Source organism: Ruegeria sp. HKCCA6707 (genome assembly GCF_013033515.1).
Classification (GTDB): Bacteria; Pseudomonadota; Alphaproteobacteria; order Rhodobacterales; family Rhodobacteraceae; genus Ruegeria.
The window spans coordinates 10,586-36,551 of sequence record NZ_WQEG01000014.1; the positions used below are offsets into that span (position 1 = coordinate 10,586).

General features: G+C 57.7%; 26 protein-coding genes. 6 read left to right on the forward strand and 20 right to left on the reverse strand.

Annotated elements, in window-relative coordinates; genetic code table 11:
• Window positions 1-49: 49 nt before the first annotated feature.
• From rpoB to rplJ, 3 genes are all read right to left on the reverse strand, one after another.
• Window positions 50-4,186: a DNA-directed RNA polymerase subunit beta gene (gene rpoB, locus GOW40_RS20415; protein ID WP_171133690.1), complete on the reverse strand. Its 4,137-nt coding sequence runs from the start codon at window positions 4,184-4,186 to the stop codon at window positions 50-52.
• Window positions 4,187-4,436: 250 nt separating this feature from the next.
• Window positions 4,437-4,811 (reverse strand): 50S ribosomal protein L7/L12, encoded by a 375-nt coding sequence (gene rplL, locus GOW40_RS20420; protein ID WP_170385945.1) that lies wholly within the window; start codon window positions 4,809-4,811, stop codon window positions 4,437-4,439.
• A gap of 79 nt (window positions 4,812-4,890) precedes the next feature.
• Entirely contained in the window at window positions 4,891-5,409 is a 519-nt protein-coding gene (gene rplJ, locus GOW40_RS20425; protein ID WP_171103652.1) for a 50S ribosomal protein L10, read from the reverse strand.
• Window positions 5,410-5,848: 439 nt separating this feature from the next.
• On the opposite strand from rplJ, the gene GOW40_RS20430 reads away from it, so the two are divergent.
• On the forward strand, window positions 5,849-6,619 hold the full coding sequence (locus tag GOW40_RS20430; protein WP_171133691.1) for a class II glutamine amidotransferase: 771 nt from the start codon (window positions 5,849-5,851) through the stop codon (window positions 6,617-6,619).
• 43 nt (window positions 6,620-6,662) lie between these two features.
• Here GOW40_RS20430 and GOW40_RS20435 read toward each other — a convergent pair whose 3' ends face one another.
• Together GOW40_RS20435 and GOW40_RS20440 are read right to left on the reverse strand one after the other, a co-directional pair.
• Window positions 6,663-7,283: a hypothetical protein gene (locus GOW40_RS20435; RefSeq protein WP_171133692.1), complete on the reverse strand. Its 621-nt coding sequence runs from the start codon at window positions 7,281-7,283 to the stop codon at window positions 6,663-6,665.
• A complete protein-coding gene (locus GOW40_RS20440; RefSeq protein ID WP_171133693.1) occupies window positions 7,284-7,502 on the reverse strand; it encodes a hypothetical protein in 219 nt (72 codons plus the stop codon). It lies immediately after the preceding gene.
• 77 nt (window positions 7,503-7,579) lie between these two features.
• Here GOW40_RS20440 and GOW40_RS20445 point away from each other — a divergent pair, with 77 nt between their 5' ends.
• Complete coding sequence (locus tag GOW40_RS20445) at window positions 7,580-7,963, forward strand: pentapeptide repeat-containing protein (RefSeq protein WP_171133694.1); 384 nt, start codon at window positions 7,580-7,582, stop codon at window positions 7,961-7,963.
• 67 nt (window positions 7,964-8,030) lie between these two features.
• On the opposite strand, the gene rplA is transcribed toward GOW40_RS20445, so the two are convergent.
• Entirely contained in the window at window positions 8,031-8,729 is a 699-nt protein-coding gene (gene rplA, locus GOW40_RS20450) for a 50S ribosomal protein L1 (RefSeq protein ID WP_170590383.1), read from the reverse strand.
• Window position 8,730: 1 nt separating this feature from the next.
• Entirely contained in the window at window positions 8,731-9,180 is a 450-nt protein-coding gene (gene rplK, locus GOW40_RS20455) for a 50S ribosomal protein L11 (protein WP_171231142.1), read from the reverse strand.
• A gap of 379 nt (window positions 9,181-9,559) precedes the next feature.
• On the opposite strand from rplK, the gene GOW40_RS20460 reads away from it, so the two are divergent.
• Both GOW40_RS20460 and GOW40_RS20465 read left to right on the forward strand, forming a co-directional pair.
• Window positions 9,560-10,792: a peptidoglycan-binding domain-containing protein gene (locus tag GOW40_RS20460; protein WP_171133695.1), complete on the forward strand. Its 1,233-nt coding sequence runs from the start codon at window positions 9,560-9,562 to the stop codon at window positions 10,790-10,792.
• Between the two features lie 208 nt (window positions 10,793-11,000).
• The gene (locus GOW40_RS20465; protein ID WP_171133696.1) at window positions 11,001-12,194 is read left to right on the forward strand and encodes an adenylate/guanylate cyclase domain-containing protein; all 1,194 of its coding nucleotides are present in this window, start codon (window positions 11,001-11,003) and stop codon (window positions 12,192-12,194) included.
• A gap of 41 nt (window positions 12,195-12,235) precedes the next feature.
• On the opposite strand, the gene nusG is transcribed toward GOW40_RS20465, so the two are convergent.
• From nusG to ccoN, 11 genes are all read right to left on the reverse strand, one after another.
• Window positions 12,236-12,769: a transcription termination/antitermination protein NusG gene (nusG, locus tag GOW40_RS20470; RefSeq protein WP_170533167.1), complete on the reverse strand. Its 534-nt coding sequence runs from the start codon at window positions 12,767-12,769 to the stop codon at window positions 12,236-12,238.
• 190 nt (window positions 12,770-12,959) lie between these two features.
• Entirely contained in the window at window positions 12,960-13,157 is a 198-nt protein-coding gene (secE, locus tag GOW40_RS20475) for a preprotein translocase subunit SecE (protein ID WP_170460241.1), read from the reverse strand.
• A gap of 81 nt (window positions 13,158-13,238) precedes the next feature.
• The gene (gene ccoS, locus GOW40_RS20480; protein ID WP_171103665.1) at window positions 13,239-13,397 is read right to left on the reverse strand and encodes a cbb3-type cytochrome oxidase assembly protein CcoS; all 159 of its coding nucleotides are present in this window, start codon (window positions 13,395-13,397) and stop codon (window positions 13,239-13,241) included.
• A 4-nt stretch (window positions 13,398-13,401) separates the two neighbouring features.
• Window positions 13,402-15,567 (reverse strand): heavy metal translocating P-type ATPase, encoded by a 2,166-nt coding sequence (locus tag GOW40_RS20485; RefSeq protein WP_171231143.1) that lies wholly within the window; start codon window positions 15,565-15,567, stop codon window positions 13,402-13,404.
• A 16-nt stretch (window positions 15,568-15,583) separates the two neighbouring features.
• A complete protein-coding gene (locus tag GOW40_RS20490; RefSeq protein ID WP_171133698.1) occupies window positions 15,584-16,042 on the reverse strand; it encodes a FixH family protein in 459 nt (152 codons plus the stop codon).
• 2 nt (window positions 16,043-16,044) lie between these two features.
• The gene (gene ccoG / locus GOW40_RS20495; protein WP_171133699.1) at window positions 16,045-17,472 is read right to left on the reverse strand and encodes a cytochrome c oxidase accessory protein CcoG; all 1,428 of its coding nucleotides are present in this window, start codon (window positions 17,470-17,472) and stop codon (window positions 16,045-16,047) included.
• A gap of 111 nt (window positions 17,473-17,583) precedes the next feature.
• Entirely contained in the window at window positions 17,584-18,462 is an 879-nt protein-coding gene (locus GOW40_RS20500; RefSeq protein WP_171133700.1) for a LysR family transcriptional regulator, read from the reverse strand.
• A gap of 407 nt (window positions 18,463-18,869) precedes the next feature.
• Complete coding sequence (ccoP, locus tag GOW40_RS20505) at window positions 18,870-19,733, reverse strand: cytochrome-c oxidase, cbb3-type subunit III (RefSeq protein WP_171133701.1); 864 nt, start codon at window positions 19,731-19,733, stop codon at window positions 18,870-18,872.
• Complete coding sequence (locus tag GOW40_RS20510) at window positions 19,730-19,936, reverse strand: cbb3-type cytochrome c oxidase subunit 3 (protein ID WP_171133702.1); 207 nt, start codon at window positions 19,934-19,936, stop codon at window positions 19,730-19,732. The genes ccoP and GOW40_RS20510 overlap by 4 nt, the downstream gene beginning before the upstream one ends.
• 11 nt (window positions 19,937-19,947) lie before the next feature.
• Window positions 19,948-20,676, reverse strand: a complete 729-nt coding sequence (ccoO, locus tag GOW40_RS20515) for a cytochrome-c oxidase, cbb3-type subunit II (protein ID WP_171133703.1) — start codon at window positions 20,674-20,676, stop codon at window positions 19,948-19,950.
• Window positions 20,677-20,690: 14 nt separating this feature from the next.
• Window positions 20,691-22,298 carry a cytochrome-c oxidase, cbb3-type subunit I gene (ccoN, locus tag GOW40_RS20520; RefSeq protein ID WP_171103681.1) on the reverse strand — a complete coding sequence of 536 codons (1,608 nt, stop codon included), beginning with the start codon at window positions 22,296-22,298 and terminating at the stop codon, window positions 20,691-20,693.
• Window positions 22,299-22,505: 207 nt separating this feature from the next.
• On the opposite strand from ccoN, the gene GOW40_RS20525 reads away from it, so the two are divergent.
• Window positions 22,506-23,345 (forward strand): universal stress protein, encoded by an 840-nt coding sequence (locus GOW40_RS20525; protein ID WP_171133704.1) that lies wholly within the window; start codon window positions 22,506-22,508, stop codon window positions 23,343-23,345.
• A gap of 55 nt (window positions 23,346-23,400) precedes the next feature.
• On the opposite strand, the gene GOW40_RS20530 is transcribed toward GOW40_RS20525, so the two are convergent.
• Entirely contained in the window at window positions 23,401-23,655 is a 255-nt protein-coding gene (locus GOW40_RS20530; RefSeq protein WP_171103685.1) for a GlsB/YeaQ/YmgE family stress response membrane protein, read from the reverse strand.
• 17 nt (window positions 23,656-23,672) lie between these two features.
• Window positions 23,673-24,416 carry a transcriptional regulator FnrL gene (gene fnrL, locus GOW40_RS20535; RefSeq protein ID WP_171103687.1) on the reverse strand — a complete coding sequence of 248 codons (744 nt, stop codon included), beginning with the start codon at window positions 24,414-24,416 and terminating at the stop codon, window positions 23,673-23,675.
• A gap of 61 nt (window positions 24,417-24,477) precedes the next feature.
• Here fnrL and hemN point away from each other — a divergent pair, with 61 nt between their 5' ends.
• Window positions 24,478-25,833, forward strand: coding sequence for an oxygen-independent coproporphyrinogen III oxidase (hemN, locus tag GOW40_RS20540; RefSeq protein WP_171133706.1), 1,356 nt, complete (start codon window positions 24,478-24,480; stop codon window positions 25,831-25,833).
• Window positions 25,834-25,966 lie beyond the last annotated feature (133 nt).

Here is a 25,966-nt window from a genome sequence, read left to right on the forward strand (position 1 = left end):
TGTTACCTCAAATCTTGCGGAAGGGGGGACGGGAGAAAGGGCGGCGCCCTTACTCCTCAACCTCCGCATCCAGGAGTTCCATATTCAGGCCGAGGCCACGGACTTCTTTCACCAGAACGTTGAACGATTCCGGTACGCCCGCTTCAAAGTTATCCTCGCCCTTGACGATCGACTCATAGACCTTTGTCCGGCCGGCGACGTCATCCGATTTCACTGTCAGCATCTCCTGCAGGGTGTAGGCGGCGCCGTAGGCTTCCAGAGCCCAGACTTCCATCTCACCAAAGCGCTGACCACCGAACTGCGCCTTACCGCCCAGCGGCTGCTGGGTCACCAGGCTGTACGGCCCAGTCGAACGCGCGTGGATTTTGTCGTCCACAAGGTGGTGCAGTTTCAGCAGGTACTTGATGCCCACAGTCACGGGGCGTGCAAATTGCTCACCGGTGCGACCGTCGAACAGAACCGACTGACCGCTTTCCGAGAAGCCCGCACGCACCAGCGCGTCGTTGACGTCAGCCTCTTTGGCACCGTCAAAGACCGGGGTTGCGATCGGAACACCGCGGGTCACGTTGCCCGCAGCCTCGATCAGGCCATCCTCGTCCATGCCGGTGATGCCTTCTTCGTAGATATCTTCGCCATAGGCCAGCTTCATCGCTTCGCGCACCGGGGTCAGGTCGCCGGACCGGCGGTATTCACCCAGAGCTTCGTCGATGTTCAGACCCAGACCGCGTGCGGCCCAACCCATATGGGTTTCAAGGATCTGACCCACGTTCATACGCGAAGGCACGCCCAGCGGGTTCAGACAGAAGTCAACCGGCGTACCATCGGCCAGGAACGGCATGTCTTCCATCGGAACAACCTTGGAGATCACACCTTTGTTCCCGTGACGACCGGCCATCTTGTCGCCCGGCTGCAGCTTGCGCTTCACGGCGATGAAGACTTTGACCATCTTCATCACACCCGGCGGAAGATCGTCGCCGCGGCGGACTTTTTCGACCTTATCCTCGAACCGCGCGTCCAGAGCACGCTTTTGCACTTCGTACTGCTCATTCAGAGCTTCGACGATCTGTGCGTCTTTTTCGTCCTCCAGCGCCAACTGCCACCACTGACCGCGAGTCAGCATGTCCAGCAGCTCCTCGGTGATCACCGAACCTGCCTTGACGCCTTTCGGGCCTTTGACAGCGGTTTTGCCCAGGATCAGGCCTTGCAGACGCGCATAGATGTTGCGGTCAAGGATCGCCAACTCGTCATCCCGGTCACGGGCCAGACGTTCGACTTCCTCACGCTCGATCTGCAGCGCACGCTCGTCTTTCTCGACACCGTGACGGTTGAAGACGCGAACCTCGACAACCGTACCGTAGTCACCCGGCTTCACGCGCAGCGAGGTGTCGCGCACGTCAGATGCTTTCTCACCAAAGATGGCGCGCAGCAGCTTTTCTTCCGGAGTCATCGGGCTTTCGCCCTTCGGTGTGATCTTGCCGACCAGAATATCGCCCGGCTCAACATCCGCACCGATGTAAACGATGCCTGCCTCGTCGAGGTTGCGCAGCGCTTCTTCACCGACGTTCGGGATGTCGCGGGTGATCTCTTCCGGGCCCAGCTTGGTGTCACGGGCGGCAACTTCGAATTCCTCGATATGAACCGAGGTAAAGACGTCATCACGCGCGATACGTTCCGAAATCAGGATCGAGTCTTCGTAGTTGTAACCGTTCCACGGCATGAACGCGACGACCACGTTCTTACCAAGGGCCAGTTCACCCATATCGGTCGACGGACCATCGGCAATGACCTCGCCCTTCTGGACGGTGTCACCCACCTTGATCAGCGGACGCTGGTTGATGCAGGTGTTCTGGTTCGAGCGCTGGAACTTGCGCAGACGATAGATGTCAACGCCGGCGTCGCCCAGCTCCAGATCTTCGGTGGCGCGGATAACGATACGCTGAGCATCGACCTGGTCGATGATACCGGCGCGTTTCGCCTGGATCGCAGCGCCAGAGTCGATGGCAACCTTTTCCTCGATCCCGGTGCCGACCAGCGGCGCCTCGGCCCGCAACAGCGGAACCGCCTGACGTTGCATGTTCGAACCCATCAGAGCCCGGTTGGCGTCGTCATTTTCAAGGAACGGGATCAGCGAGGCAGCAACCGAGACCAGCTGCTTCGGGCTCACGTCGATCAGATCAACGCTTTCGACCGGCGCAAGGGTGTAATCCCCGGCCTGACGGGTGTTGACCATCTCGTTTTTGAATTTGCCGTCGGCATCCAGCGTCGCGTTGGCCTGCGCCACGGTATGACGCATTTCTTCGGTCGCCGACATGTAGTGAACTTCGTCAGTCACCTGACCTTCGTTCACCACGCGATAGGGCGTTTCGATAAAGCCATACTTGTTCACGCGGGCAAAGGTGGCCAGCGAGTTGATCAGACCAATGTTCGGACCTTCCGGCGTTTCAATCGGGCACATCCGGCCATAGTGGGTCGGGTGAACGTCGCGCACCTCAAAGCCCGCACGTTCGCGCGTCAGACCACCGGGCCCAAGCGCCGAGAGGCGGCGTTTGTGTGTGACCTCGGACAGCGGGTTGGTCTGGTCCATGAACTGCGACAGCTGCGATGAGCCAAAGAATTCACGGACAGCCGCAGCCGCCGGTTTCGCGTTGATCAGATCCTGCGGCATCACGGTATCGATCTCGACCGAGGACATACGTTCCTTGATCGCACGCTCCATGCGCAGCAGGCCAACGCGATACTGGTTTTCCATCAGTTCGCCGACCGAACGCACACGACGGTTGCCAAGGTGGTCGATATCGTCCACGTCGCCTTTGCCGTCGCGCAGTTCCACCAGCGCCTTGATGCAAGCCACGATGTCTTCGCGGCGCAGGGTGCGCAGGGTGTCGGGCGCGTCCAGAGCCAGACGCATGTTCATCTTCACGCGGCCAACGGCAGACAGGTCATAGCGCTCGCTGTCGAAGAACAGCGTGTCAAACAGGGCCGACGCCGCTTCGACGGTGGGCGGCTCGCCCGGGCGCATGACACGATAGATGTCCATGAGCGCGCTTTCGCGGTTCATGTTTTTATCCTGCGCCATGGTGTTGCGCATGTAGGGGCCAACATTGACGTTGTCGATGTCCAGAACCGGAATGTCGGTGATGCCCGCATCCATCAGTTCCTTGACGCTGCCACCGATCAGGTCGCCGTCCTTGTCATATTCCAGGGTCAGTTCATCACCGGCTTCGACATAGATCGCGCCGTTTTCTTCGTTGATGATGTCCTTGGCGACAAACTTACCGACGATGTTGTCGAAGGGGACCAGCAGGTCGGTCACGCTGCCTTCGTCGATCAGCTTCTTGACTGCGCGCGGAGTGACCTTCTTACCAGCTTCGGCAATCACTTCACCTGATTTGGCGTCCACCAGATCATAGGTCGGGCGGGTGCCGCGCACACGCTCGGGGAAGAACGGTGTGACCCAACCCTTCTTCTTATCCAGCTTGTAGGACACAGTGTTGTAATACGCGTCCATGATTGCTTCTTGATCCAGACCCAGCGCATAAAGCAGCGTGGTCACCGGCAGTTTGCGGCGACGGTCGATCCGGGCGAACACGATGTCTTTGGCGTCGAACTCAAAGTCCAGCCAGCTGCCGCGATACGGGATGATGCGGCAGGCAAACAGCAGCTTGCCCGAGGAATGGGTCTTGCCCTTGTCGTGGTCAAAGAACACACCGGGCGAACGGTGCATCTGGCTGACGATAACGCGCTCGGTGCCGTTGACGACAAAAGTGCCGTTGGGCGTCATCAGGGGCATGTCGCCCATGAACACGTCTTGTTCTTTGATATCTTTAACCGACTTGGCGCCGGTATCTTCATCGACATCAAAAACGATCAGACGCAGAGTGACCTTGAGCGGCGCGCTGTAGGTCATGTCGCGCTGCATGCACTCTTCGACGTCATATTTGGGCTTTTCCAGATCGTATTTCACGAACTCCAAAACGGAAGTTTCGTTGAAATCCTTGATCGGGAAAACCGACTGGAACACGCCTTTGATGCCTTCGCCGTCTGTTGGCTGGTCTGCATCGCCGGAGCGCAGGAAAAGATCATAAGAAGATTTCTGGACCTCAATAAGGTTCGGCATTTCCAGCACTTCGCGGATTTTGCCGTAGTATTTACGAAGACGTTTCTGGCCAAGGAACGTTTGAGCCATGTCAGATGTCACCTTTCGATGTTCTCAGCGGGCAAAGACACCGTCGGGCCCCGGCATCTTGCACAATCGAGACAACACGTCCGGATCAATTCATGGCCACCGTCCCGAAGGCGGCCTCCCGATCCGAAAACCGTGTCTTAGAAAACGCCCCAACCGTTGAGGCCCTTTCTAAGACAGGTTCGGCTGGACCCGGATTTCTCCGGACCCAGCCAAATTTTTAGGCACATCAGCGATGTACCTGTCGACGGGCTTAGGCCAGTTCGACCTCGGCGCCAGCTGCTTCCAGCTTGCCTTTGATCTCTTCGGCTTCGGCTTTGTCGACGCCTTCTTTGATCTTGCCACCAGCTTCAACCAGCTCTTTGGCTTCTTTCAGGCCCAGGCCTGTGATGCCGCGAACTTCTTTGATGACGTTGATTTTCGAAGCGCCGGCGTTCTTCAGAACGACGTCGAATTCGGTTTTCTCTTCCTCAGCTGCGCCACCGGCGTCGCCACCAGCTGCAACCATTACGGCGCCACCAGCTGCGGGCTCGATGCCGTATTCGTCTTTGAGGATGGTTTTCAGTTCTTGTGCTTCCAGCAGGGTCAGACCCACGATGCTTTCTGCGAGTGCTTTCAGATCAGCCATTTTATCAGCTCTTTCCGTTTACAGTGTGTGTTCCAACGTCAGGGCGTTTGCCCCACGCAGATCATTCAGTGCCAACCGCTTACGCAGCTTCCGCCTTCTCTTCGATGGTGGAAAGGATGCTTGCGATGTTGCTTGCAGGTGCGCCAATTGCACCGGCGATGTTCGAAGCAGGCGCGCCGATGCAGCCCACGATCGAAGCAATAAGCTCTTCACGCGACGGCATTTTCGACACGGCTGTTACACCAGCCCGGTCCAGAGCGTTCTCACCCATTGCACCGCCAAGGATTTCGAACTTTTGGTTCTCCTTGGCATAGTCCTCGGCCACTTTGGCAGCTGCCACAGGGTCTTCGGAATAAGTCAGAACGGTCATACCCGTCAGCAGGTCAGCGATGCTCTCGCATGGCTTTCCGTCGAGGGCGATTTTGGCAAGCCTGTTCTTGGCAACACGCACAGACCCACCCGCTTCGCGTGCACGCGCGCGCAGGTCCTGCATCTCGGCAACTGTCAGACCGGCGTAGTGCGAAACCACTACGACGCCAGAGCTTTCGAAGATTTGGCCGAGTTCCTCGACCACTTTCTCTTTCTGGGCTCTATCCACAGTTCTCTCCAAGTTAGGGATGTCAGACATCCCGGCTCATATTTGCCGAAGGTAAACCCCGGCGTTCAGGTCCGTTGTTACGGGATTGGCCAAAATGCGCCCGAGGATCGAAGCCCTCAGAATTCTTTGGTCTTACCCGTCTCAGGCAGGAAATTAAGGGGTCCGAGGACACCACCCACCGTCTTGGACGAAACGAAAGAAAGCGCACGACGAATCGCACGCTTTATTCCGCAGGTCTACTTAGGGCAGATGGCAGTGGTTTCCAAGGGGTAAATCACTTCGAAACCTCAAAATACCAGGGGCTCACACCATTCCAGCTTTCCGGATGCGGCTCCTTGCAATCCAGCATACACGATTGTGCAAAATTGTCAGATGACTTCTTTTGCTTTTTGGCCGAGTCTTGCAGCGCAGATGCGCCGCCCATTTTGAGGACCAAGGAATGTGCCGAATTGCCGCCTATTCAGGGCCAAGCATACCGCTGGAAAACATCATCATCAAACCCCGTCACTCGCTTTTGGAACAGAGTCAGCACGCCAATGAGGCCAAGCTGGCTGTGAACGGCGACGGATTTGGCATGGCCTGGTACGCGGATCAGGACAGGCCCGGCCTGTACCGCGATGTCCTTCCGGCATGGTCCGACGGCAATCTGAACGATCTGTGCCGGATGATCAAATCACCCTTGTTTCTGGCCCATGTCAGAGCTTCAACTTTCGGCGAAGTCTCACGCTCAAATTGCCATCCGTTTACCTTTGGAAAGTGGTCCTTTGTGCATAATGGCCAGATCGGCGAATTTGGTCGCTTGAGACGACAGTTGGAAACAACCTTGACCGATGAGCTATACGCCGCACGGCGGGGATCCACGGACTCTGAATTGCTTTTTCTATTGCTGCTTTCCAATGGCTTGGAAACGTCGGCCACCCAAGCAATACAAGCAACATTGCAGCAAATCCTGACACTTGGACATGATCGAACAGAGCCGGACAGGATGGCAGTGGCCATATCTGATGGCTCAACCCTTTATGCGTTTCGCTATTCCACAGATCGCCGCAGCCCAAGTTTGTATTTCGGTGAGGGTTTGGATCATGGCGGTAAGGTGATTGCTTCTGAACCTCTGGACAAAGGAACCGGCACCTGGACCCCGATTGCAGAGAGCAGCTTTTTCTCGCTATCGGAAAATGTGGCGCAACACGACACTTTGACCATTGTATAGAAAGAACGCCCAACCCACATGCCTGCGCCAAGGGCGGACCGCATCAAGCTTTGACATGCAGATGCGCTGCGGGGTCGGCGACGGGTATTTCGTACCGCAACGTGATTTTGCCTGCGGGTAAACCAATCGCGACAACAAAATCCCACCAGGACCCTTGCGCATCATCCCAAGACGTGGCGGGGCTGTTCTGGGGGATGTCGACCCTAAGCCTGATCTGACCGCTATCCAACGCCTCTGCCTGACCGCTCAACTTTAGGTCCGTCACCTTTTCATAGGATACGCCATCACTGTCTTCGACGCGCACGGTCTTCAGGTGCTCCAACCAGACCTCGACCCCTTCGGCACTCAGACCTTGCGCAAACTCCATCATCGCCGAAAACTGCGCCCCGATCCAAGCCGGGCGCGTTTCAGACGTCAGAGTGACAAAGCGTTCCAAACGCCACACCTTCCAGGCGAGTAAGGTCTTGCGGGCCCAATAGACCGCTGCGGCAATGGGAACGATATTGAGCAATACCCAGTAGTTTCCCTCTGCCACCCCGGAACGCAGGGACACACTTCCAACCAGCGCGAACATCCCCAGGATCAGCATAAGCGCCACGCTTCCCCAGAACTCTGACCTGCTGCGAGACGTCATCTCGACCGACCACCAACGCTTGTCGCGCATCTAGGGTTTGTTCGGAAATTCGGTCTTGGATGCGCTGCGAAATCGAAATTCGGTGCGGTCCATCAGGCAAAGAAAAAGGATCACCGCAAATATCGTAAGAAACAACACTGCGAATGGGATGACCCACCAAGAAAACTCCTGATAAGCGATGGCCGCGACCATGACGGCCATCATGCTGACCGAAACAATTCCGATGGCCCCATTTGTCGTGACTCGCATTGAACAGCCTCCGATGACCCAGGCAGAGGGCACTACCCCGCTCGCGCGCGACGCTAGGCTGACTTTGGGACAAAGATATGGCAAGTCTCGGAATAATCGGCTTTGAACAAGTCCATTGGGAGGGGGCATTTCTATATGGCGCTCAACTGGGCGGGGCAAATTTTAGCCATGCAGATGTCTACTGGGTCAATTTCAGCACAGCACACTTGGATGGGACCAACTTCGTTAACGCCGATATGCAGGGGGCAGACCTTTCAAATGCCTCATGTGTAGGAACCAATTTCCGAGACGCCAATTTGGGACGAGATAACCTTGGTGGAAGATCAAAACTTCAAGGTGCCAACCTGACTGCGGCCAAACTGGACGGCACGCAGCTTGATGGCGCTGAATATGATGCGCGGACCCCGTTTCCAGCAGGTTTCGACCCGGTCTCGTTTGGGATGGTGAAACGGGAAGATTGACTAAAACAAAAAAATCCCGGGCGGTTCGCACCGCCCGGAATCTAGCTTCACAGCGTGTCGCCTAGGCTTATTCGCCCGATGCAGCCGCTACGTCCAATGTCACGCCGGGGCCCATGGTCGAGCTCAGCGCGATTTTCTTCATGTAGGTGCCTTTGGCGCCCGAAGGCTTGGCTTTGGCAACGGCCGAGATGAAAGCACGGACGTTTTCGACGAGTTTGGCTTCGTCGAACGACGCTTTGCCAACACCGGCGTGCACAACGCCGCCTTTTTCCGCCTTGAACTGAACCTCACCGCCCTTGGCTGCTTCCACGGCCGCTTTCACGTCCATGGTCACGGTGCCGACTTTGGGGTTCGGCATCAGGTTGCGGGGGCCCAGAACTTTACCCAGACGACCGACGATGGGCATCATGTCCGGGGTGGCGATGCAGCGGTCGAATTCGATGGTGCCGCCCTGAATGGTTTCCATCAGGTCTTCTGCGCCAACGATATCTGCGCCCGCTTCTTTTGCTTCGTCAGCTTTGGGGCCGCGAGCAAAAACAGCAACGCGCATCGCTTTACCGGTGCCGTTCGGCAGGCCGACAACGCCACGTACCATCTGGTCTGCGTGACGGGTGTCGACGCCCAGGTTCAGAGCGATCTCGATGGTCTCGTCGAACTTCGAAGTGGCGTTGCCTTTGACCAGGGAAACAGCTTCTTCGACCGACAGGTTTTCCTTGCCAGCGACAGCTTCGCGCGCAGCGCGGGTACGTTTACCAAGTTTTGCCATCTTACTTCACCTCGATGCCCATAGAGCGGGCCGAGCCCAGGATGATCTGCATTGCGCCTTCGACGTCGTTGGCGTTCAGATCTTTCATTTTGGATTCGGCGATTTCGCGAACCTGTTTGCTGGTCACGGTGGCCACAGTCTCACGACCGGGGTTTTCCGCGCCACGCGGACGGTTCCGCTTGCCAACCGGCTTCAGACCAGCCGCTTTTTTCAGGTAATAAGACGCGGGCGGCGTCTTGATGTCCATGGTGAAGGACTTGTCCTGATAATAGGTGATCACGGTCGGGCACGGAGCGCCGGGCTCCATGTCTGCGGTCTTGGCGTTGAACGCCTTGCAGAATTCCATGATGTTGATGCCGCGCTGACCCAGCGCCGGACCAACTGGCGGCGACGGGTTCGCCTGACCTGCAGGAACCTGCAGCTTCATTGTACCAGCAAGCTTCTTAGCCATTTGGTTTTCCTTTCAACTCGGACGAAACGCGTTTCGCCCAGATTATGTTGCGTGGTCCGGCCCAGGATCGCGATCCCGGCAACCTCCCACAAGAGAATCTCGCCCGAAGACGATAGAGGGGGCGTTTACAGAGGATTGGTGAGGTTGGCAAGTCGCCTGCCCTGCGACATCCGAGCAGATCGAATCGAACTTCAGCGGATTCTTACCGGATGAAGGCAATGGGTCGCTTATGACATAACCGTGAAGTCCGCTAAGTGATTAATAAAGATAAGTTAACCTGCAGAAAACCCTGACCGCGAAGGAAACAGCCCATGCATCATCGAATTATGTATGCTTGTGTTATACTTCGGGAAAATTGGTATTTCAGTGGAGGTTAACTATGCTCGTTCGTTTAATAACAACTCTAGGTGTCGCGCTATCGCTTGCCGTTACCGCGCCTCAGATCGCCCGGGCCGACGCCGGCGAAATTCTGGGAGGCGCGGTTGTTGGCGGGGTCATTGGCTATGCCATTGGCAAAGATCAGCAACGGAAAAAGCAGGCACAGACGACGCGGACCTATCGCTCTGGCATTCCTTCGACCACGCAGGGCGCGCAAACGCAAACCGCACTCAATTATTTTGGCTATAACGCCGGACGAGTCGATGGTCAGATCGGACGCGGAACCCGCGCCGCAATCGAACGCTATCAGGCGTCAATGGGCTATCCTATCAATGGCTACGACTTTCCGCCTTACCAATATGACCTCCTGCAGCAGGCCTACTATTGGGCGACAAGCGGTGGACAGGCGGCGACTCAACTTACCGGCCAACCGCTATTGCTGGAGTATCGCCGGCAGGTCCAAGCGGCCACTGCGCTGGCGGCCGCCCCGGTTGCTCCGGCCCCAGTTGCTCCGGCACCCGTAACGCCTGTTGTCACAACGCCCCAACCCGAAGCGGCTCCGGCGACGGAATCGACGGAAACAGCATCAAGCACCCTGCCCAGCCTGTTTTCTGGCGGAACCGCACGTCCGTCTCTGGCCAATAGCTGCAGCGCGGTCATGCTGCAAACATCGTCCAACGGTGGCTACACGACCTTGGCCAATATGTCCGATCCTGATTTCGCGCTTAGTGAACAGTTCTGTCTGGCCCGCAGCTACGCCATGGCGGGTGGTGAGGACCTGATTCAGGACATTCAGGGACTGACGCCGGATCAGATCAGCGCCCAGTGCGCCGCGTTTGGCGAATCCCTCGCCCCGCAGGTCGCTGCGCTGTCCCTCAGCTCGAAGGCAGATGCCGAGGCGCAGATGCGTCAGTTCGCGCTGGACTCCGGCCTGAGCCCCGACAACCTGGCGGCAACCAGCAAAGTATGCCTGGCGATGGGCTACCGGCAGGACAATATGGACGCGGCGGTTGGCTCTGCTCTGATGCTGGCGGCCATCGGCGAGCCCGCTTACGGAGAGTTGGTGGGCCACCACCTGAGAGAAGGCTTTGGCGTACAAGAGCGGCGCGATTTGGCGGTGCAGTGGTATGATGCCAGCCTGGCGGCACTCGACACCGGATCACAAGCGGTGTTCTTGCCGTCCCAGTCCGATCGGCCACAGCTCCTGCGCGCCGCGGTGACGCAGATCCAATAGCGCAGCGCACCGATCTGCGTTGACGTCAGAACGGTCGAACCCCGACGCCGCGGTGCCTGATGCATCGCGGCGTTTCAATTCTAGTGAAAAGGCCTTGCTGTCCCGCTTCGTCAGCTGAGTTCACGCAGCTTTCAACTGTCCGAACTTTTGGCAGCCGGTCTGATACCGCCGACTCTTCAATTGTCCCGACGCTGCTCATGAAAATGCTATGTTGCCACCATCACATGAACCGGATCCAATAGAGAACAAGGTCGACGCTCTGATCGAATGGATGGTTGACGGGGCCCGCCCGGCGGCGAATGCGGTCGAAATAATCGAGGGTATCTGCACCCGTCTTCTCGATGCCGGAGTGGCAGTTGACCGGTTTGGCTTGTTCATTTGGACGTTGCACCCCAATCTGACAGGGCGCCGATTCCTTTGGAAAGCAGGTGCCGGTGTCGACAGGTTTGACGCGCCGTCACAACTGTTTACCGAAGCAATCTACACTCAAAACCCCCTTCCTCATGTAATTGAGCGGCAACAATCCATCCGCCGTCATCTGGAAGACCCCAATTGCCCCGAGGATTACATCATCGTGGGCGAACTACGCGAACAAGGATTCACTGATTATCTGGCGCAACCACTGATTTACATCAACGGCGATACCCATGTCTGCACTTGGTCCAGTGCTTCACCAGGTGGGTTTTCGGAACGGGATCTGGCGATCTTGAATCGAGTTCGCGGACCGCTTGCGCGATTGACCGAAACCTACATGCTGCGGCTCGACGCTACCTATCTGTTATCAACCTATGTAGGTCGCAACGGTGGAGCACAAATTCTCGACGGAAAGGTTCATCGCGGGGATGGCAGCAATATCGAAGCCGTCATCCTGTTTGCAGACCTCAAAGGGTTTACCCGCCTTTCGAACTCAATATCCGGCGACGCGTTGGTCAAACTTCTGAATGACACTTTTGATTGCCTTGTTCCTTCGGTCATGGATCAAGGAGGAGAAATTCTGAAATTCATGGGTGACGGTTTTTTCTCGATCTTCCCGACCCATGAGAGCCTTCCGCCAAGAACCCAAATCCTGGCAGCCAGTAGGGCCGTAAATGAAGGATTGAGTTTACTGGATGATGCGGACTTCGAGCATAAGCTGGGTGTTCGGACCGCAATCCATCACGGTCGTTTCCATTACGGGAATATCGGAGGTGGTCACCGTCTGGATTTCACAGCCATTGGTCCCGATGTCAATTTGACGGCCAGACTGGTTTCGGCTGCCACCGAGCTGGATTGCGATCACGTCCTGTCCGAAATCGCTGCCGCGTTTCTTCCGAAACTCTGCAAACCCGTCGGGGTCGTGCCACTCAAGGGGTTTGGTCAAGACCAAACTGTCTGGCAAATGCCCGCGCTCCAAACGCCATAGATGCGCCGCTAAAGCAACTCTTGGAGCGGTTTGAAAACCAATCAGCTCTGCTTGGTCACTTGCGTAAAGTCCAACTCGACCGGTGTCTCCCGACCGAAGATCGAAACCGACACTTTCAGCTTCTGCGCCTCGTCGTCGACGCCTTCGACCATGCCGTCGAAATCTTCGAACGGGCCGTCGTTGACCTTGACCTTCTCGCCCACCTCGAAGGTGATCATCAGCTTGGGCGCTTCTTCACCTTCCTGAACGCGGTTGAGGATCTGGTTCACCTCGGCGTCGCGCATCGGCATCGGGCGGCCCTGCGGGCCCAGGAAACCGGTTACCCGGTTGATCGAGTTGATCAAGTGATAACCCTGATCGGACATTTCCATATGCACCAGCACGTAGCCGGGCATAAAGCGGCGTTCAGTGGTGACCTTCTTGCCCCGGCGCACTTCGATCACCTCTTCGGTGGGCACCAGAACTTCGTCAATGTCATCTTCAAGGCCCTGCTCGGCCACCGACGTGCGGATCTGCTCTGCGATCTTCTTTTCGAAATTCGAAAGAACGCTGACCGAGTACCACCGTTTCGCCATGAACCTGTCGTCCTTGTTTCTCGTCGGGGTGGCTGTGGGCACCCCTCGTTAATTCCTATTGCGTCACCCGGAATAAAAAGCGGCGCGCAACCTGATTCGCCGCACGCCCATTCCGAATAATCATGTCACCTACTCTGACATCGTGTTCTGTGCAAGGGGGCAGTGGCGTTTGCGCCTGCCCCGCCCCGGCTTAGCTGAACGCGCCCAGCACCAGTTGCAAGCCACCGCGAATGCCCAGATCAACCAGCGCAAAGAACACAGCGGTCAGCGCGGCCATGATGAACACCATCACCGTGGTCAACAGCACCTCGCGACGGGTCGGCCAAACGACTTTCGAGACTTCGGCACGGACTTGCTGGATGAACTGGATCGGGTTTGTGGTGGCCATGAGGCTTACATCTCTCTGCTAGCGGGTGTTTGGGACATAAACGGGCATTGCGGCAATTTCAAGGGCGCTTGGACTTGTCGGTCAAGGCTTGGGTTTGTCGTCCCATTCGTCGCTCAGGATACGCTGTGCGTCGCCGTCGGGGTCATCATATTGGTTCGACCGAACCGTATAAATAAACGCAACCAAACCAACACCACCCAAGAGCAGAGAAATCGGGATGAGATAGGCCAGAACTTCCATGAACTTACCTTAACCGCAATGCGTTCAGCGATACAGTGATGGATGAAGTCGACATCGCCAAGGCGGCGATAAGCGGCGTTGCCAGCCCGGCCACGGCCAAAGGCACGGCGATCACGTTATAGACCGTGGCAATACGGAAATTCTCACGAATTCGTTTTGTGGCTTTCACAGCAGTGTCACAGGCCTCGGCGATGGGCGAGAGGTCATTGCCCAACAGGACGATGTCCGAGGCCACCCGGGCCGCGTCCAGAGCCGAAGCAGGAGAGATCGACACATGCGCAGCCGTCAGCGCCGCCGTGTCGTTCAAGCCGTCACCAACCATCAGAACCTTGCACCCCCGCGCGCCAAGCGCCTGCACTCGGGCAGCTTTGTCTTGCGGCAGGGCCTGTGCAGTCCAGTTTTCGATGCCCAGCCTTTCGGCCAAAGCACGGACGGCCCCCTCGGTATCACCGGAAATCAGGATCACCTCTTTGCCAGCGGCGCGGAATCCCGCTACCGCCTCTACCGCACCGGGGCGCAGGCTGTCGGTGAAGGTAAAACGCGTTGGCGCCTGTGATCCGATGGCCAACCAGGCCGTGGTCTGGTCGCCGTCAGCGCCACCCACCCATGCCGCTCGTCCCAACCGGACAGGTTGATCACGGTAGATGGCTTCGGTGCCGTATCCCGGCACTTCGGCCACATCCCGCAGAGAAACCGGTTTGATCCCCGCATCACGGGCCGCTTGCGCCAAAGCCACAGACAGTGGATGCGAAGAGGCCTCGGCCAAGGCCAACGCGACCGCAAGATCCGCCCGGGTATGCTCACCCAGATTGGTCAACTCGGGTGTGCCCGATGTCAGGGTGCCGGTCTTGTCGAAAACAACCGTATCGACCTCGGCCAGACGTTCCAGCGCGGTGGCGTCTTTGATCAGCATCCCTGAGCGGAACAATCGCCCCGAGGCTGCCGTGGTCACCGCAGGCACTGCCAGCCCCAGCGCACAGGGGCAGGTGATGATCAACACTGCGGCCGCGATGTTCAGCGCGGTGCGTAGATCACCCGAATAGAGATACCATCCGAGAAAGCTGAGCGCCGACAGGATATGAACCCCCGGCGCGTAAAGCTTGGCCGCCTTGTCCGCCAAAGAGGTATAGCGCGACCGACCGGATTCAGCGATGGCAACCAGATCGGCCATCCGGTGCAGCGAGGTATCTTCGCCCACAGCCGTTGCCCGAATGGTCAACGGTCCGGTCAGATTGACCTCGCCGGAGCTGACGGCCAACCCTTGCTGGGCAAAAACGGGCAGTGTTTCACCGGTCAGCAACGATCGGTCAAGCTCGGACTGGCCCGACACGATGTCACCATCCACGGGCATCCGACCGCCGGGTCGCACAAGGATCAGATCACCTGCTTTCAGCTCGGATACCGCGACCTCTTGCTCGACACCATCCACGACGCGGATCGCGCGGGGCACTTCCAGCGCCGTCAGCTCCTCTGCGGCAGAACGGGCGACGGCGCGCGTGCGGTAGTCAAGATACCGCCCGGCCAGCAGAAAGAAGGTCAGGGTCAGGGCGGCGTCGAAATAGGCGTGTTCACCGCTGAGCGCGGTTTCCCACAGCGACGTGACCAGGGCCAGAAGGATCGCCAGCACAATCGGGACGTCCATGTTCAGACGTCTGACACGCAGCGCGCTCCAGGCGTTGGCAAAGAAGGGCTGCGCCGAAAACGCAATCGCGGGCAAGGCGATGGCAGCCGAGATCCAGTGAAACATGTCGCGCGTTGCGTCGCTTGCGCCAGACCAGACCGACACCGACAGCAGCATCACGTTCATCGAGGCAAACCCAGCCACCGCAAGCCGCATCAGCAGATCGCGGCCCGCCTTGTCGGATTGCGTGGCTGACAGCGCGCCGGGGTCCAGCTCATGCGCCTCATACCCGGCCTGTTCCAGAAGCGGGATCAAGTCCGTGGCCCGGGTATCGGGGGCCGCTTTGATCATCGCGCGTTTCAGGGTCAGGTTCACGCGTGCATCCTCGACCCCGGGATGGGCGTTCAATGCGCGCTCGACCGAGGCGATACAAGCCGAACAATGTATGCCCGGCAGAGACAGCGCAATTTGCACGTCCTCAAGGATCGGGCGCGCCGCGTCCACAGGGGTGGCGACGCAACCCGGGCACACCGCCGTGCCAGTTGTCATCTGCGCACCCAACGCCTTAGCCCTTCACATACAGCGGAACGCGCTGCGCAAATTCGGACCCGTTAAGATCCTTGGCCACCAAGCGAATGTTCCAATTGCCAGCGCCCAGCGCCGCAGGGGCGGCATAGGCGATCCCGTCAAAATTGAACTCAGGCGTAAAGTCGTCACGAACATGGGTCGCGCGCCCAACAACGGCTTGCAGTTCAGCCACTTTGACCGGCGCACCTGTCTGGTCGGTGATGCGCAGCACCAGCAACCCACCGGTCAGCTCGGCACCAACCGTCCACCCAAGGGCCTCTTGTTCTTGCAGCCGTTCGTTGAACTCCTGACTGGCAACATATGAGTTCTTGACCTCAAGCCCAGGGAAGGTCTTGACCGCATTATAGGCCAGCACAAGGTTCACTGTGATGATCACACCAAATGCGGCAACAAAGATCGCCAAGGCGTGTTTCCCTTTGAATTCGCGTTCCGCCATGATCAGTTCCCTCGACCGTTGAAGGTTGTGTCTTTATACGCGCGCGCACCGCTCTCCAGATCCTCGACCCAGATACGCAGCGATGTCACATCAGCCGCAGCCGGACCAGTATCCTGAGCGGCTACGATGTAGACACGAGTCAGTTGAGCGGTATCTGCTGCAACATCGACGGTATCACCTTCGATGCCTTCGATCTGCAATTGCAGCGACGGATCGCCTGCCAAAGTCAATCGGAACGGCCGCTCTTCACCGTGTTTGTTGCGCAGGCGCACATCATAGGTGTTGCGGATCGAACCGTCAGACATCGTGACAAAGGTCGGGTTGCGCACCGGTGCCACCGTCAGATCGATCTCGGACCGGATGAAAAGCGCGAAGAGCAGTGCGATACCCACCAAAGACCAAAGTGCTGTGTACATGATCGTACGCGGGCGCAGGATATGCTTCCAGACGCTTTTGGGAGGTTGGCCACCGCGTTCGCGTGCCTCATCGCTCAGCGCCATGTAGTCTATCAAGCCGCGCGGCTTTCCGATCTTGGCCATCACGTCATCGCAGGCGTCAATGCAAAGCGCACAGGTGATACATTCCAGCTGTTGACCGTCGCGAATATCGATACCCACCGGGCAGACGTTCACGCAGGCCATGCAATCAATGCAGTCGCCCAAATCGGCATCATTGGTCCGCTTGCCCTTGCCGCGCGGCTCACCCCGCCATTCGCGGTAGCCAACGACCAAAGTGTCTTCGTCCATCATCGCGGCCTGAATACGTGGCCAGGGGCAGGCATAGATACAAATCTGCTCGCGCGCGAAGCCACCGAAGAAAAACGTCGTCCCTGTCAGGATCAGCATGGTGGTATAGGCCACCGGATGCGCATTGCCGGTCACCAGATCGCGCGCCAAGGTTGGCGCATCGGCAAAGTAAAACACCCAGGCCCCGCCGGTAGCCAGACCAATCAGGAACCACACTGTCCATTTCGTCAGCCGCAACCGGATTTTGCGCGCATCCAGCTTTTTCTGGTGATGCAGCCTGAGCCTTGCGTTGCGGTCTCCTTCGATCCAGCGCTCCACCAGAATGTATAGATCTGTCCATACGGTTTGCGGGCAGGCATAACCGCACCAGACACGACCCAAGGCGGATGTGAACAGAAACAGGCCAAGCCCCGCCATGATCAGCAGACCGGCGACAAAATAGAACTCATGCGGCCAGATCTCGATCCAGAAGAAATAGAACCGGCGGTTGGCCAGATCCAGCAACACTGCCTGATCAGGAAGGCTTGGGCCACGGTCCCATCTGATCCAAGGGGTGACGTAATAGATGCCCAACGTCACCGCCATGATGATCCATTTCAGATTGCGGAACGGGCCGGAGACGCGTCTGGGAAAAATGGGCTCCCTTGGGGCGTAGAGACTTGGGGCTGGATTGGAATCGCTCACAGACAGGCTCCGCAACTGGCATTTCTGAGTGTGCTTTCTTCCAGATCACAGGACCAGAGACTTTGACATGGGTCAAAACGCGCATCGTAAAGGCATCTTTTTGCTGCGGTGCTATTTAGCGGTGCGCACCTCACGCTTTAGCCAGTTGGTAAAGGTCTTTACGGTTGGTCTAAGGGGCGATTTTGGCGTGACAATATGGTATCCGCGTGTGTCGGGCTCGACAAAAAGCTCGATGATACGGCCCTCCCGAATGTCAGCCTCGATAAAGTGTCGCACGGTGACTGTGACACCCTGTCCCGATCTCAGACCGTCCAATAGCAGGTTGCCCGGCAATTGCGTACGCCCGGCACCGCGTTTCGGGCCAACACCACGCTCGGACAACCATTTGCTTGCCTCCGTGGTGCCGATTTCCTCGAGCCATGGTAGCTGAGCCAATTCGGCTGGCGACCAATCTTTTCTACCACCCAACAGCTTGGGCGCGGCGACAATCACCATCGGTGTTTGCAGTAACATCTCGCATTCAACACCGGGCCAGCCACCCGCGCCGTACCGAATGGCGACATCCACCCCGCCCGGGCGCAGTTCGACAACTTCGTAGGTCGGATCAAGGATCAGGTTAACCTCTGGATGGGCCGCGCGAAAACCGGGCAGCCGTGGCATAAGCCACGATGCGGCAAAGGACGATGTCAGCGAGACATGAACGGGGCGGTCCTGGCCGGAACGGGCAAGGTCGCTTACAGCTGCAGCGATCGCACCAAAACCCAGTTGCAGGGCCCGCGCGAGGTGTTCGCCCTCACCCGTCAGGGTCAGCGCCTTGCACGAGCGGTCCAGCAAGGCAACGCCAATATGCTTTTCGAGCGCGCGCAATTGTTGGCTTATGGCAGCGTGACTGACATTCAAAGCCACTCCCGCATCGACGACGTTGCGTTTCTCGGCAAAGGCCGCAAAGGCCCTGAGGGTCGCAAGAGGAGGCAGGTTCAGCCAATCCATATGTAATTCCAGCTTACATAAGAGAATAGCAATTGAGTCGCATTTTAGATTTGAAACGTCAATCTGTCTTGCAGAGACGCTGCGGCACAGGAGAAACGCCATGCTGACTGTTTTTACCCGGTACTTTGTCACCGAAACCCAGATCAACGCACCCCACGTACGGGATGTACCAAGACCAAAGAGCCGAAAAACCCGGTGGCTGCCTGACCATCACTGGTGGAGAGAACATCCGCGCGCCAGGGATATGAACAACCTTTGAACCCGCTGGCACGACATTTCAAGATTTGGACAATGCCAAAACTCGTGCTGAAAAATCGACACCGGCCGTCCTGGAAACGCGCGAACAGAGGGAACAGCCGGTGTCGCAGCCTTCGGGCGAAAGACCGCCCGGAGGTATTCTCTAGCTCTTACTGACCACCACCAAGCTGATGCACATACGCAGTGACAGCGCGGATCTGTGCTTCGGTCAGGCGGGTGTCCCAGTTCGGCATCACGCCGAACCGGCTATAGACCACGGTTTCGGTCAGCTCTTCCTGGCTGCCACCGAACAACCAGATGGCGTCGGTCAGGTTTGGAGCGCCTTGCGTGATATCGCCTTTGCCATCATCGCCGTGGCAAACTGAACAATTGTCCGCGAAAACCACCGCGCCCGCTTGCGCTGCGGCATCATCGGTTTGGGCATTGGTCAAGGACATCACGTATTGAACCACTTGCGTGATCTCGTCTTCCTCAAGGATCTCACCAAAGGCCGGCATCTGAGAATAGCGCGCGTCGTCGCTTTCCTCGTTCCGAATGCCATAGCTGACGGTGTAGTGGATGTCCTCCATGGTGCCACCCCAGAGCCAGGCATCATCCAGCAGGTTCGGAAAGCCCGGAGCCCCCTGCGCGCCAGAGCCGTGGCATTGCGCACACCAGGTTCGAAACACCGCACTGCCCGCGTTTACTGCATATTGCTGCAGCTCGGCATTCTGGGCGATGTCATCGAGCGGTGTTTCAACGAGTTGCGCGTTCAGGGGGGCGTTGGCCTCTTGGAACGCTACCAGTTCCTGCTGAACCTCACCGCGCGAAGACCAGCCCATGACACCCGCAGTTGCCGACTGCACCAAGGGCCATGCCGGGTACATGATCGTATAGATCAATCCCCAGAAGATGGTGGCGTAGAAGGTCCATAGCCACCACCGAGGCATCGGGTTGTCGAACTCTTCGATCCCATCCCAGCTGTGACCGGTTGTATTCGGATCACCCGGCTGTTTTTCAGGTGTCTTGCTCATGGCCGCGCCTCCTTGGATGTGGCGGGTTTGTTTTGCTGCGGTGCAGGTGCATCAACGTGGCGGAACGGGATGTTGGCCGTGTCCTTGTATTCCTTGCTGGCGCCCGGGCGGAAAACCCAGATCACGATGCCAACAAAGAACGTGAACAAGAGCAGCAACATCCAACTGTCCGCGAACTGTCTGAGGAGAGTGTAAAGTTCCATCTCTAGCCCCCTTAACGGTTCGGATCCGGGGTGAAGGTCGAGAAATCGACCAGCGTGCCCAGCATTTGCAGATATGCGATCAGCGCGTCCGCTTCGGTCAGGTCAGACTGGCCGTCGAAATTGCGCACGTTGACCTTGTCTCCATAGCGTTCAAGCAGCCCGTCAAAATCGCTGTCGGGATCAGCCTGCGCCTGGAAATCGGCCACCGCGTTCTCGATCATCTCTTCGGTATAGGGCGTACCCAGCACCGCGTTAGCCGCCATGATGTCGCCGATATATTCACCGTTGAGCTTGCGGTTCTCCAGGAAACCGTATTTCGGCATAACCGACTCGGGCACCACAGATTGCGCGTCGCGCAGGTGGCGCACGTGCCACTCATCCGAGTAACGCCCACCGACGCGGGCCAGATCAGGGCCGGTACGCTTGGATCCCCACTGGAACGGGTGGTCATACATCGACTCCGCCGCCAGAGAGTAGTGGCCATAGCGTTCAACCTCGTCCCGCATCGGGCGGATCATCTGGCTGTGGCAGACATAGCAGCCTTCACGCAGATAGATTTCACGCCCGGCCATTTCTAAGGGCGTATAGGGGCGCATCCCTTCGACCTTTTCGATGGTGTTCTCAAGATAGAACAGCGGGGTGATCTGCACGATGCCACCGATTGTCACGACCAGAAAGCTGAAGATCAGCAGGAGGGTCGCGTTGGTCTCGAGGATCTTGTGTTTGTCGAGAATTGCCATTGCTCCGGCCCTCCTTATTCAGCCGGGACCGCGACGGTCAGGCTGGCCTCTTTGGCCGGCGCTTTCCGCACAGTCATCCACAGGTTGTAGCACATGATCAGCGAGCCAGCGACGAACATCACGCCACCCAAAGCACGCACCACATACATCGGGAACTTGGCCGCCACGGTGTCGGCGAACGAGTTGACCAGGAAGCCATTGGCATCCACTTCGCGCCACATCAGGCCTTCCATGATACCGGTGACCCACATCGACGCGGCATAAAGCACGATGCCGATGGTGGCGAGCCAGAAGTGCCAGCTGACCATTTGCAGCGAGTAGAGCCGCTCGCGTTTCCACAAGACAGGCACCAGGAAGTACAGTGCACCAAAGGTGATCATACCGTTCCAGCCCAGCGCGCCCGAGTGTACGTGACCAATGGTCCAGTCGGTGTAGTGGCTGAGAGAGTTCACAGCGCGGATCGACATCATCGGACCTTCGAACGTGGACATACCGTAAAAGCCGACCGAGATAACCATCATGCGGATGATCGGATCGGTGCGCAGCTTGTCCCATGCACCCGAGAGAGTCATCAGACCGTTGATCATACCACCCCAGGACGGCATCCACAGTACGACCGAGAACACCATGCCCAGCGTCGAGGCCCAGTCAGGCAGCGCGGTATAGTGCAGGTGGTGCGGACCAGCCCAGATATACAGGAAGATCAGCGCCCAGAAATGGATGATCGAAAGCTTATAGCTAAAGACCGGACGCTCGGCCTGTTTCGGGATGAAGTAGTACATCATGCCCAGGAAACCCGCGGTCAGGAAAAAGCCCACAGCATTGTGACCGTACCACCACTGGATCATGGCGTCCTGAACACCTGACCAGACGATGACCGATTTCGAGCCCCAGATGCTGACCGGGATGGTCATATTGTTGACCAGGTGCAGCATGGCAACGGTGACGATAAAGGCGAGGTAGAACCAGTTGGCCACATAGATGTGTGGTTCTTTCCGCTTGATGATCGTGCCAAGGTAAACAGCCAGATAGGCGACCCAGACGATTGTCAGCCACAGATCGACATACCATTCAGGCTCGGCATATTCCTTGGACTGCGTGCCACCCAGAATATATCCGGTCGCGGCCAGGACGATGAACAGCTGATAGCCCCAGAACACAAACCACGCCAGGTTTCCACCCCATAGCCGCGCCGCGCTGGTGCGCTGAACCACATAGAACGAAGTTGCGATCAAGGCATTGCCCCCAAACGCAAAAATCACCGCCGAGGTGTGCAAGGGCCGCAGGCGTCCAAAGTTCAGATATCCCTGCGCCCATTCAAAGTTCAGCGCGGGAAAGGCCAGTTGGAACGCAATAAAGGTTCCGGCGAGAAACCCGACCACGCCCCAGAATGCGGTCGCGATCACGCCATAGCGGATCACGTCATCCATATATTCGCCCGAGCGGTCCGTCAGCAGAACAGGCTCGTCTGTGTTTCGTAGCGTCCAGATGAAAAGCCCACCGGCGATCAGCATCACCAGTATCGCATGCACCTGATACGCCAAATCGCGTGCATAATTGGTCCCGATTGCGGCGAACACCACGACCAGCCCAAGCACAATCAGCTTGATGTAATTTGACATATTGCGTCCCTTTGCCATGCCTCACGCGATTCTTTTTGCCGCGCGAAACCTGTTTGACTGGGGTTGGTAATGCCGCCAGGGGCCGCAACTTGCCTTGATCTGCATCAAGACGTTTCGCCGAATTCTGTGGTCATGTCCTTTTGAACAGGGTCCCCTGAAGGGGATTGGAACGCGTCGGTCACCAGAACAGCGAAAGATGAGAGCACAATGGCGTATAAATCACTGCTGACAGTCATGACGGATACCGTGCTGGCGCAGGGGGCTTTGGCCCAGATGGTCGCATTGGCAGATGCGACCGATGCCCATGCGGACGCGCTTTGCCTTGGTGTGGATCGCAGCCAGACCGGGTATTACTATGCGGGTGCAAACGCTTTGATCCTGCAAGAAACCTTGAGCCGTGCCAATGCCGAAGCGGATGAGGTTCTGGCCTTTGCCAAAGACTATCTGGGCAAATCCGGCATCCGTTGGGCCGCCGAAAGCGGAGTGGTCCAAATCGCAGATATTTCACGGCACGTTGCACGACGCGCCCGATTTTCAGACCTTGTCATCTTGCCAAGGCCCTATGGCGACGGGCGTGACGCCGAGGCGGAACCGATTGTCGAAGCAGCCATGTTCGAAGGGCATGCACCGGTGCTGCTGGTCCCCGATGACGCGACACCCTTCGTGAAGCCCAAGACCGTTCTGATCGGTTGGAATGAAAGTCCCGAAGCCATGCGGGCCATCCGCCGGGCCCTGCCCTTTTTGCAGCAGGCCGAAATGGCGCGGATCGTGGTCATCGACCCGCCCCGCCATGGCCCCGATCGATCCGATCCCGGTGGAATGCTGTCTCAGATGCTGGCGCGGCATGGCGTGAGATGTGAGATCGATGTCCTCAGCAAAACCATGACGCGGGTATCTGACATCCTTAGCCGCCACGCCACGGATACCGAAGCCGATATGATCGTCATGGGTGCCTATGGGCATTCGCGTTTTCGCGAAGCCATCCTTGGCGGGGCCACCCGCAACATGCTGGAACAATCAACTGTTCCGGTCTTCCTGGCACATTAGCAAAGCGGAAAAGCTCGGACAGGCAAGCTGCCCCGTGTCGGCAGCTTGTCAGTATTCAGGCTTTGCGGATCAGCCCGATAACGAAAAGAAGGATCACCGCGCCTATTGTCGAAAAGATAATCGACGAGATCAGGCCGCCACCAACGCTAAAGCCCAATGCCGGAAAGATCGTTCCCGCTAGAAATGCGCCGACAACACCGACAATGATATTGCCGATCAGGCCAAAGCCACGGCCTTCCATGATCTTACCCGAAAGCCACCCGGCAATCGCACCGATAAAGATCATCGCCAAAAGGCTGCTGAATACCATCTCGTTTCCTTTCCGCGTCAGACCAGAAACCCGCCATCCGAGTCATCTCCGGCTTCGTCCAGCAGACTTCTCATATCGGGAATGATCACGTGGCGCTTGCCTTCCAGCTGAATGACCTGATCCTTCTTCAGAGCTGAAATCTGACGGCTGACTGTTTCCAGCGTCAAACCCAGATAATCGGCCATCGCCTCACGTGTCAGCGGCAGGTCAAAGGCGATCGGTCCCGATAGCCCCTTGCGGTTTACCGAGGCATCCCGGCGCGCGATGATCGACAGCAGGCTGGCGATCTTCTCGCGTGCCGTTTTCCGGCCCAGAACAAGCATCCATTCGCGGGCAGCGTCCAGCTCATCCAGCGTCATTTCCAACAGCCTCTGGGCGATATGAGGCGTTGTGGCTATCATCTCTTCGAACGGCGCCCTGCGGAAACAGCACATCACCAGATCGGTGGTCGCAACCACATCATAAGGCGCAGCCTCGCGCCCCGGGCGACCAACGAAATCGCTGGGCAGCAACAAACCCACCATCTGGGTGCGCCCGTCTTCCATCGTCTGGGTCAGCGATGCGATACCCGAAACAACCGAGCCCACAAAGCTCATCGGATCACCAGACCAGATTATGGTCTGACCGGCCTCAAAGCTTCGGTAATATTTGATGGCCTCAAGCTCTTCGAGCTCATCCTTTTCGCAATGCGCGCAAACGGCCCGATGTCGAATCGGGCAATCGTCGCAGCCGACATGCTCATATGAGGCTTTCAGTGTCATTCGCGTTTCCACTTGATCTCGGTCAAAGCAACTGAGCGTTCCTAGGTATAGCCCTAGCGGTATGACTTTGAAACCTCAATTGGCTCGGCTTGGACTTTTTGACGCGAAAGTACCGCGTTATACCAGCTATCCCACCGCCCCCCATTTCAGCGATGAAGTGGGGGCTGATTTGTTTGGCAACTGGATTTCCCAGATTACCCCAGGCAGTGCAATTTCGCTGTATATCCACGTGCCGTTCTGCCGCCGATTGTGCTGGTTCTGTGCCTGCCGAACCCAAGGCACGCAAACAGATCACCCCGTGATCGCCTATGTGGATATGCTCAAGGCCGAGCTGGATCTGTTGGCGGCACACCTGCCCCAAGACGTGACCCTGTCGCGCTTGCATTGGGGCGGCGGCACGCCCACCTTGCTGAGCCCTGAGCTGATGCGCGATCTGGCGGACCGGATCTTTGCCACCGTGCCAATGGGTGACGATGCCGAGTTCTCGGTAGAAATCGACCCCAATGAAATTGACGAGGAACGTCTCGATGCACTGGCGCTTTCGGGGATGAACCGGGCCTCGATCGGGGTACAAGATTTCGATGACGAAATCCAAAAGACCATCGGTCGTATTCAAGGCTATGACACCACGCGTAATGCCATCGACATGATCCGCGCGCGCGGGATTGCCAGCCTGAATGCCGATATCCTTTATGGTCTGCCGCATCAGACCCGCGCACGGATGACCGAAAGCGTGCAAAAACTTTTGTCGCTGTCACCAGACCGGGTTGCGCTTTATGGCTATGCACATGTGCCATGGATGGCAAAACGCCAGCAGATGATCCCTTCAGATGCTCTGCCGACGCCAGAAAAACGGTTGGACCTGTTTGAAACCGCGCGGCGGCTTTTCCTGTGGGACAATTATGCCGAGATCGGGATCGACCATTTCGCTACAAAAGATGACGGGCTGACCATTGCCCAGCGCGCAGGTCGTTTGAAACGGAATTTCCAGGGCTATACCGACGACCAATCTCCGGTTCTGATCGGTTTGGGTGCAAGTTCGATTTCCCAGTTCCCACAGGGCTATGCCCAGAACGCATCGGCCACTTCAGCCCATACCAAGGCGATCCGGGACGGACGGTTCTCGATAGCGCGCGGGCATGTTTTCAAAGGACAGGACGTGCTGCGGGCGCGCATGATCGAGGCGCTGATGTGCGATTTTCGGATCGATTCAGCGGAAATCTTTCGGGATTTCGATGTGACCGCGGGCGCGTTGCACCAGATGTATGCCAATGCAAATGCGGCCTTTGACGGGCTTTTGCGTGTGGACGACACTGGGTTGTCCATCCCGCCCGAGGCACGCGCTCTGACCCGGATGATCGCGCGCAATTTCGACCAGTACGACCTCAGCAAAGCCGGGCACAGTTCGGCAATCTGAGGCCGACCGCATCGGCAGGCCTTGACGCAGGGGCCCGGTTTTCTCCAAACTGACAGAACAGAGAGCTGCAGCGCTCTGTGCCCCGAGGCAGGCAAATCCGCAGTCAAGTTTCGCCGATGCGTTCTCGCTCGAC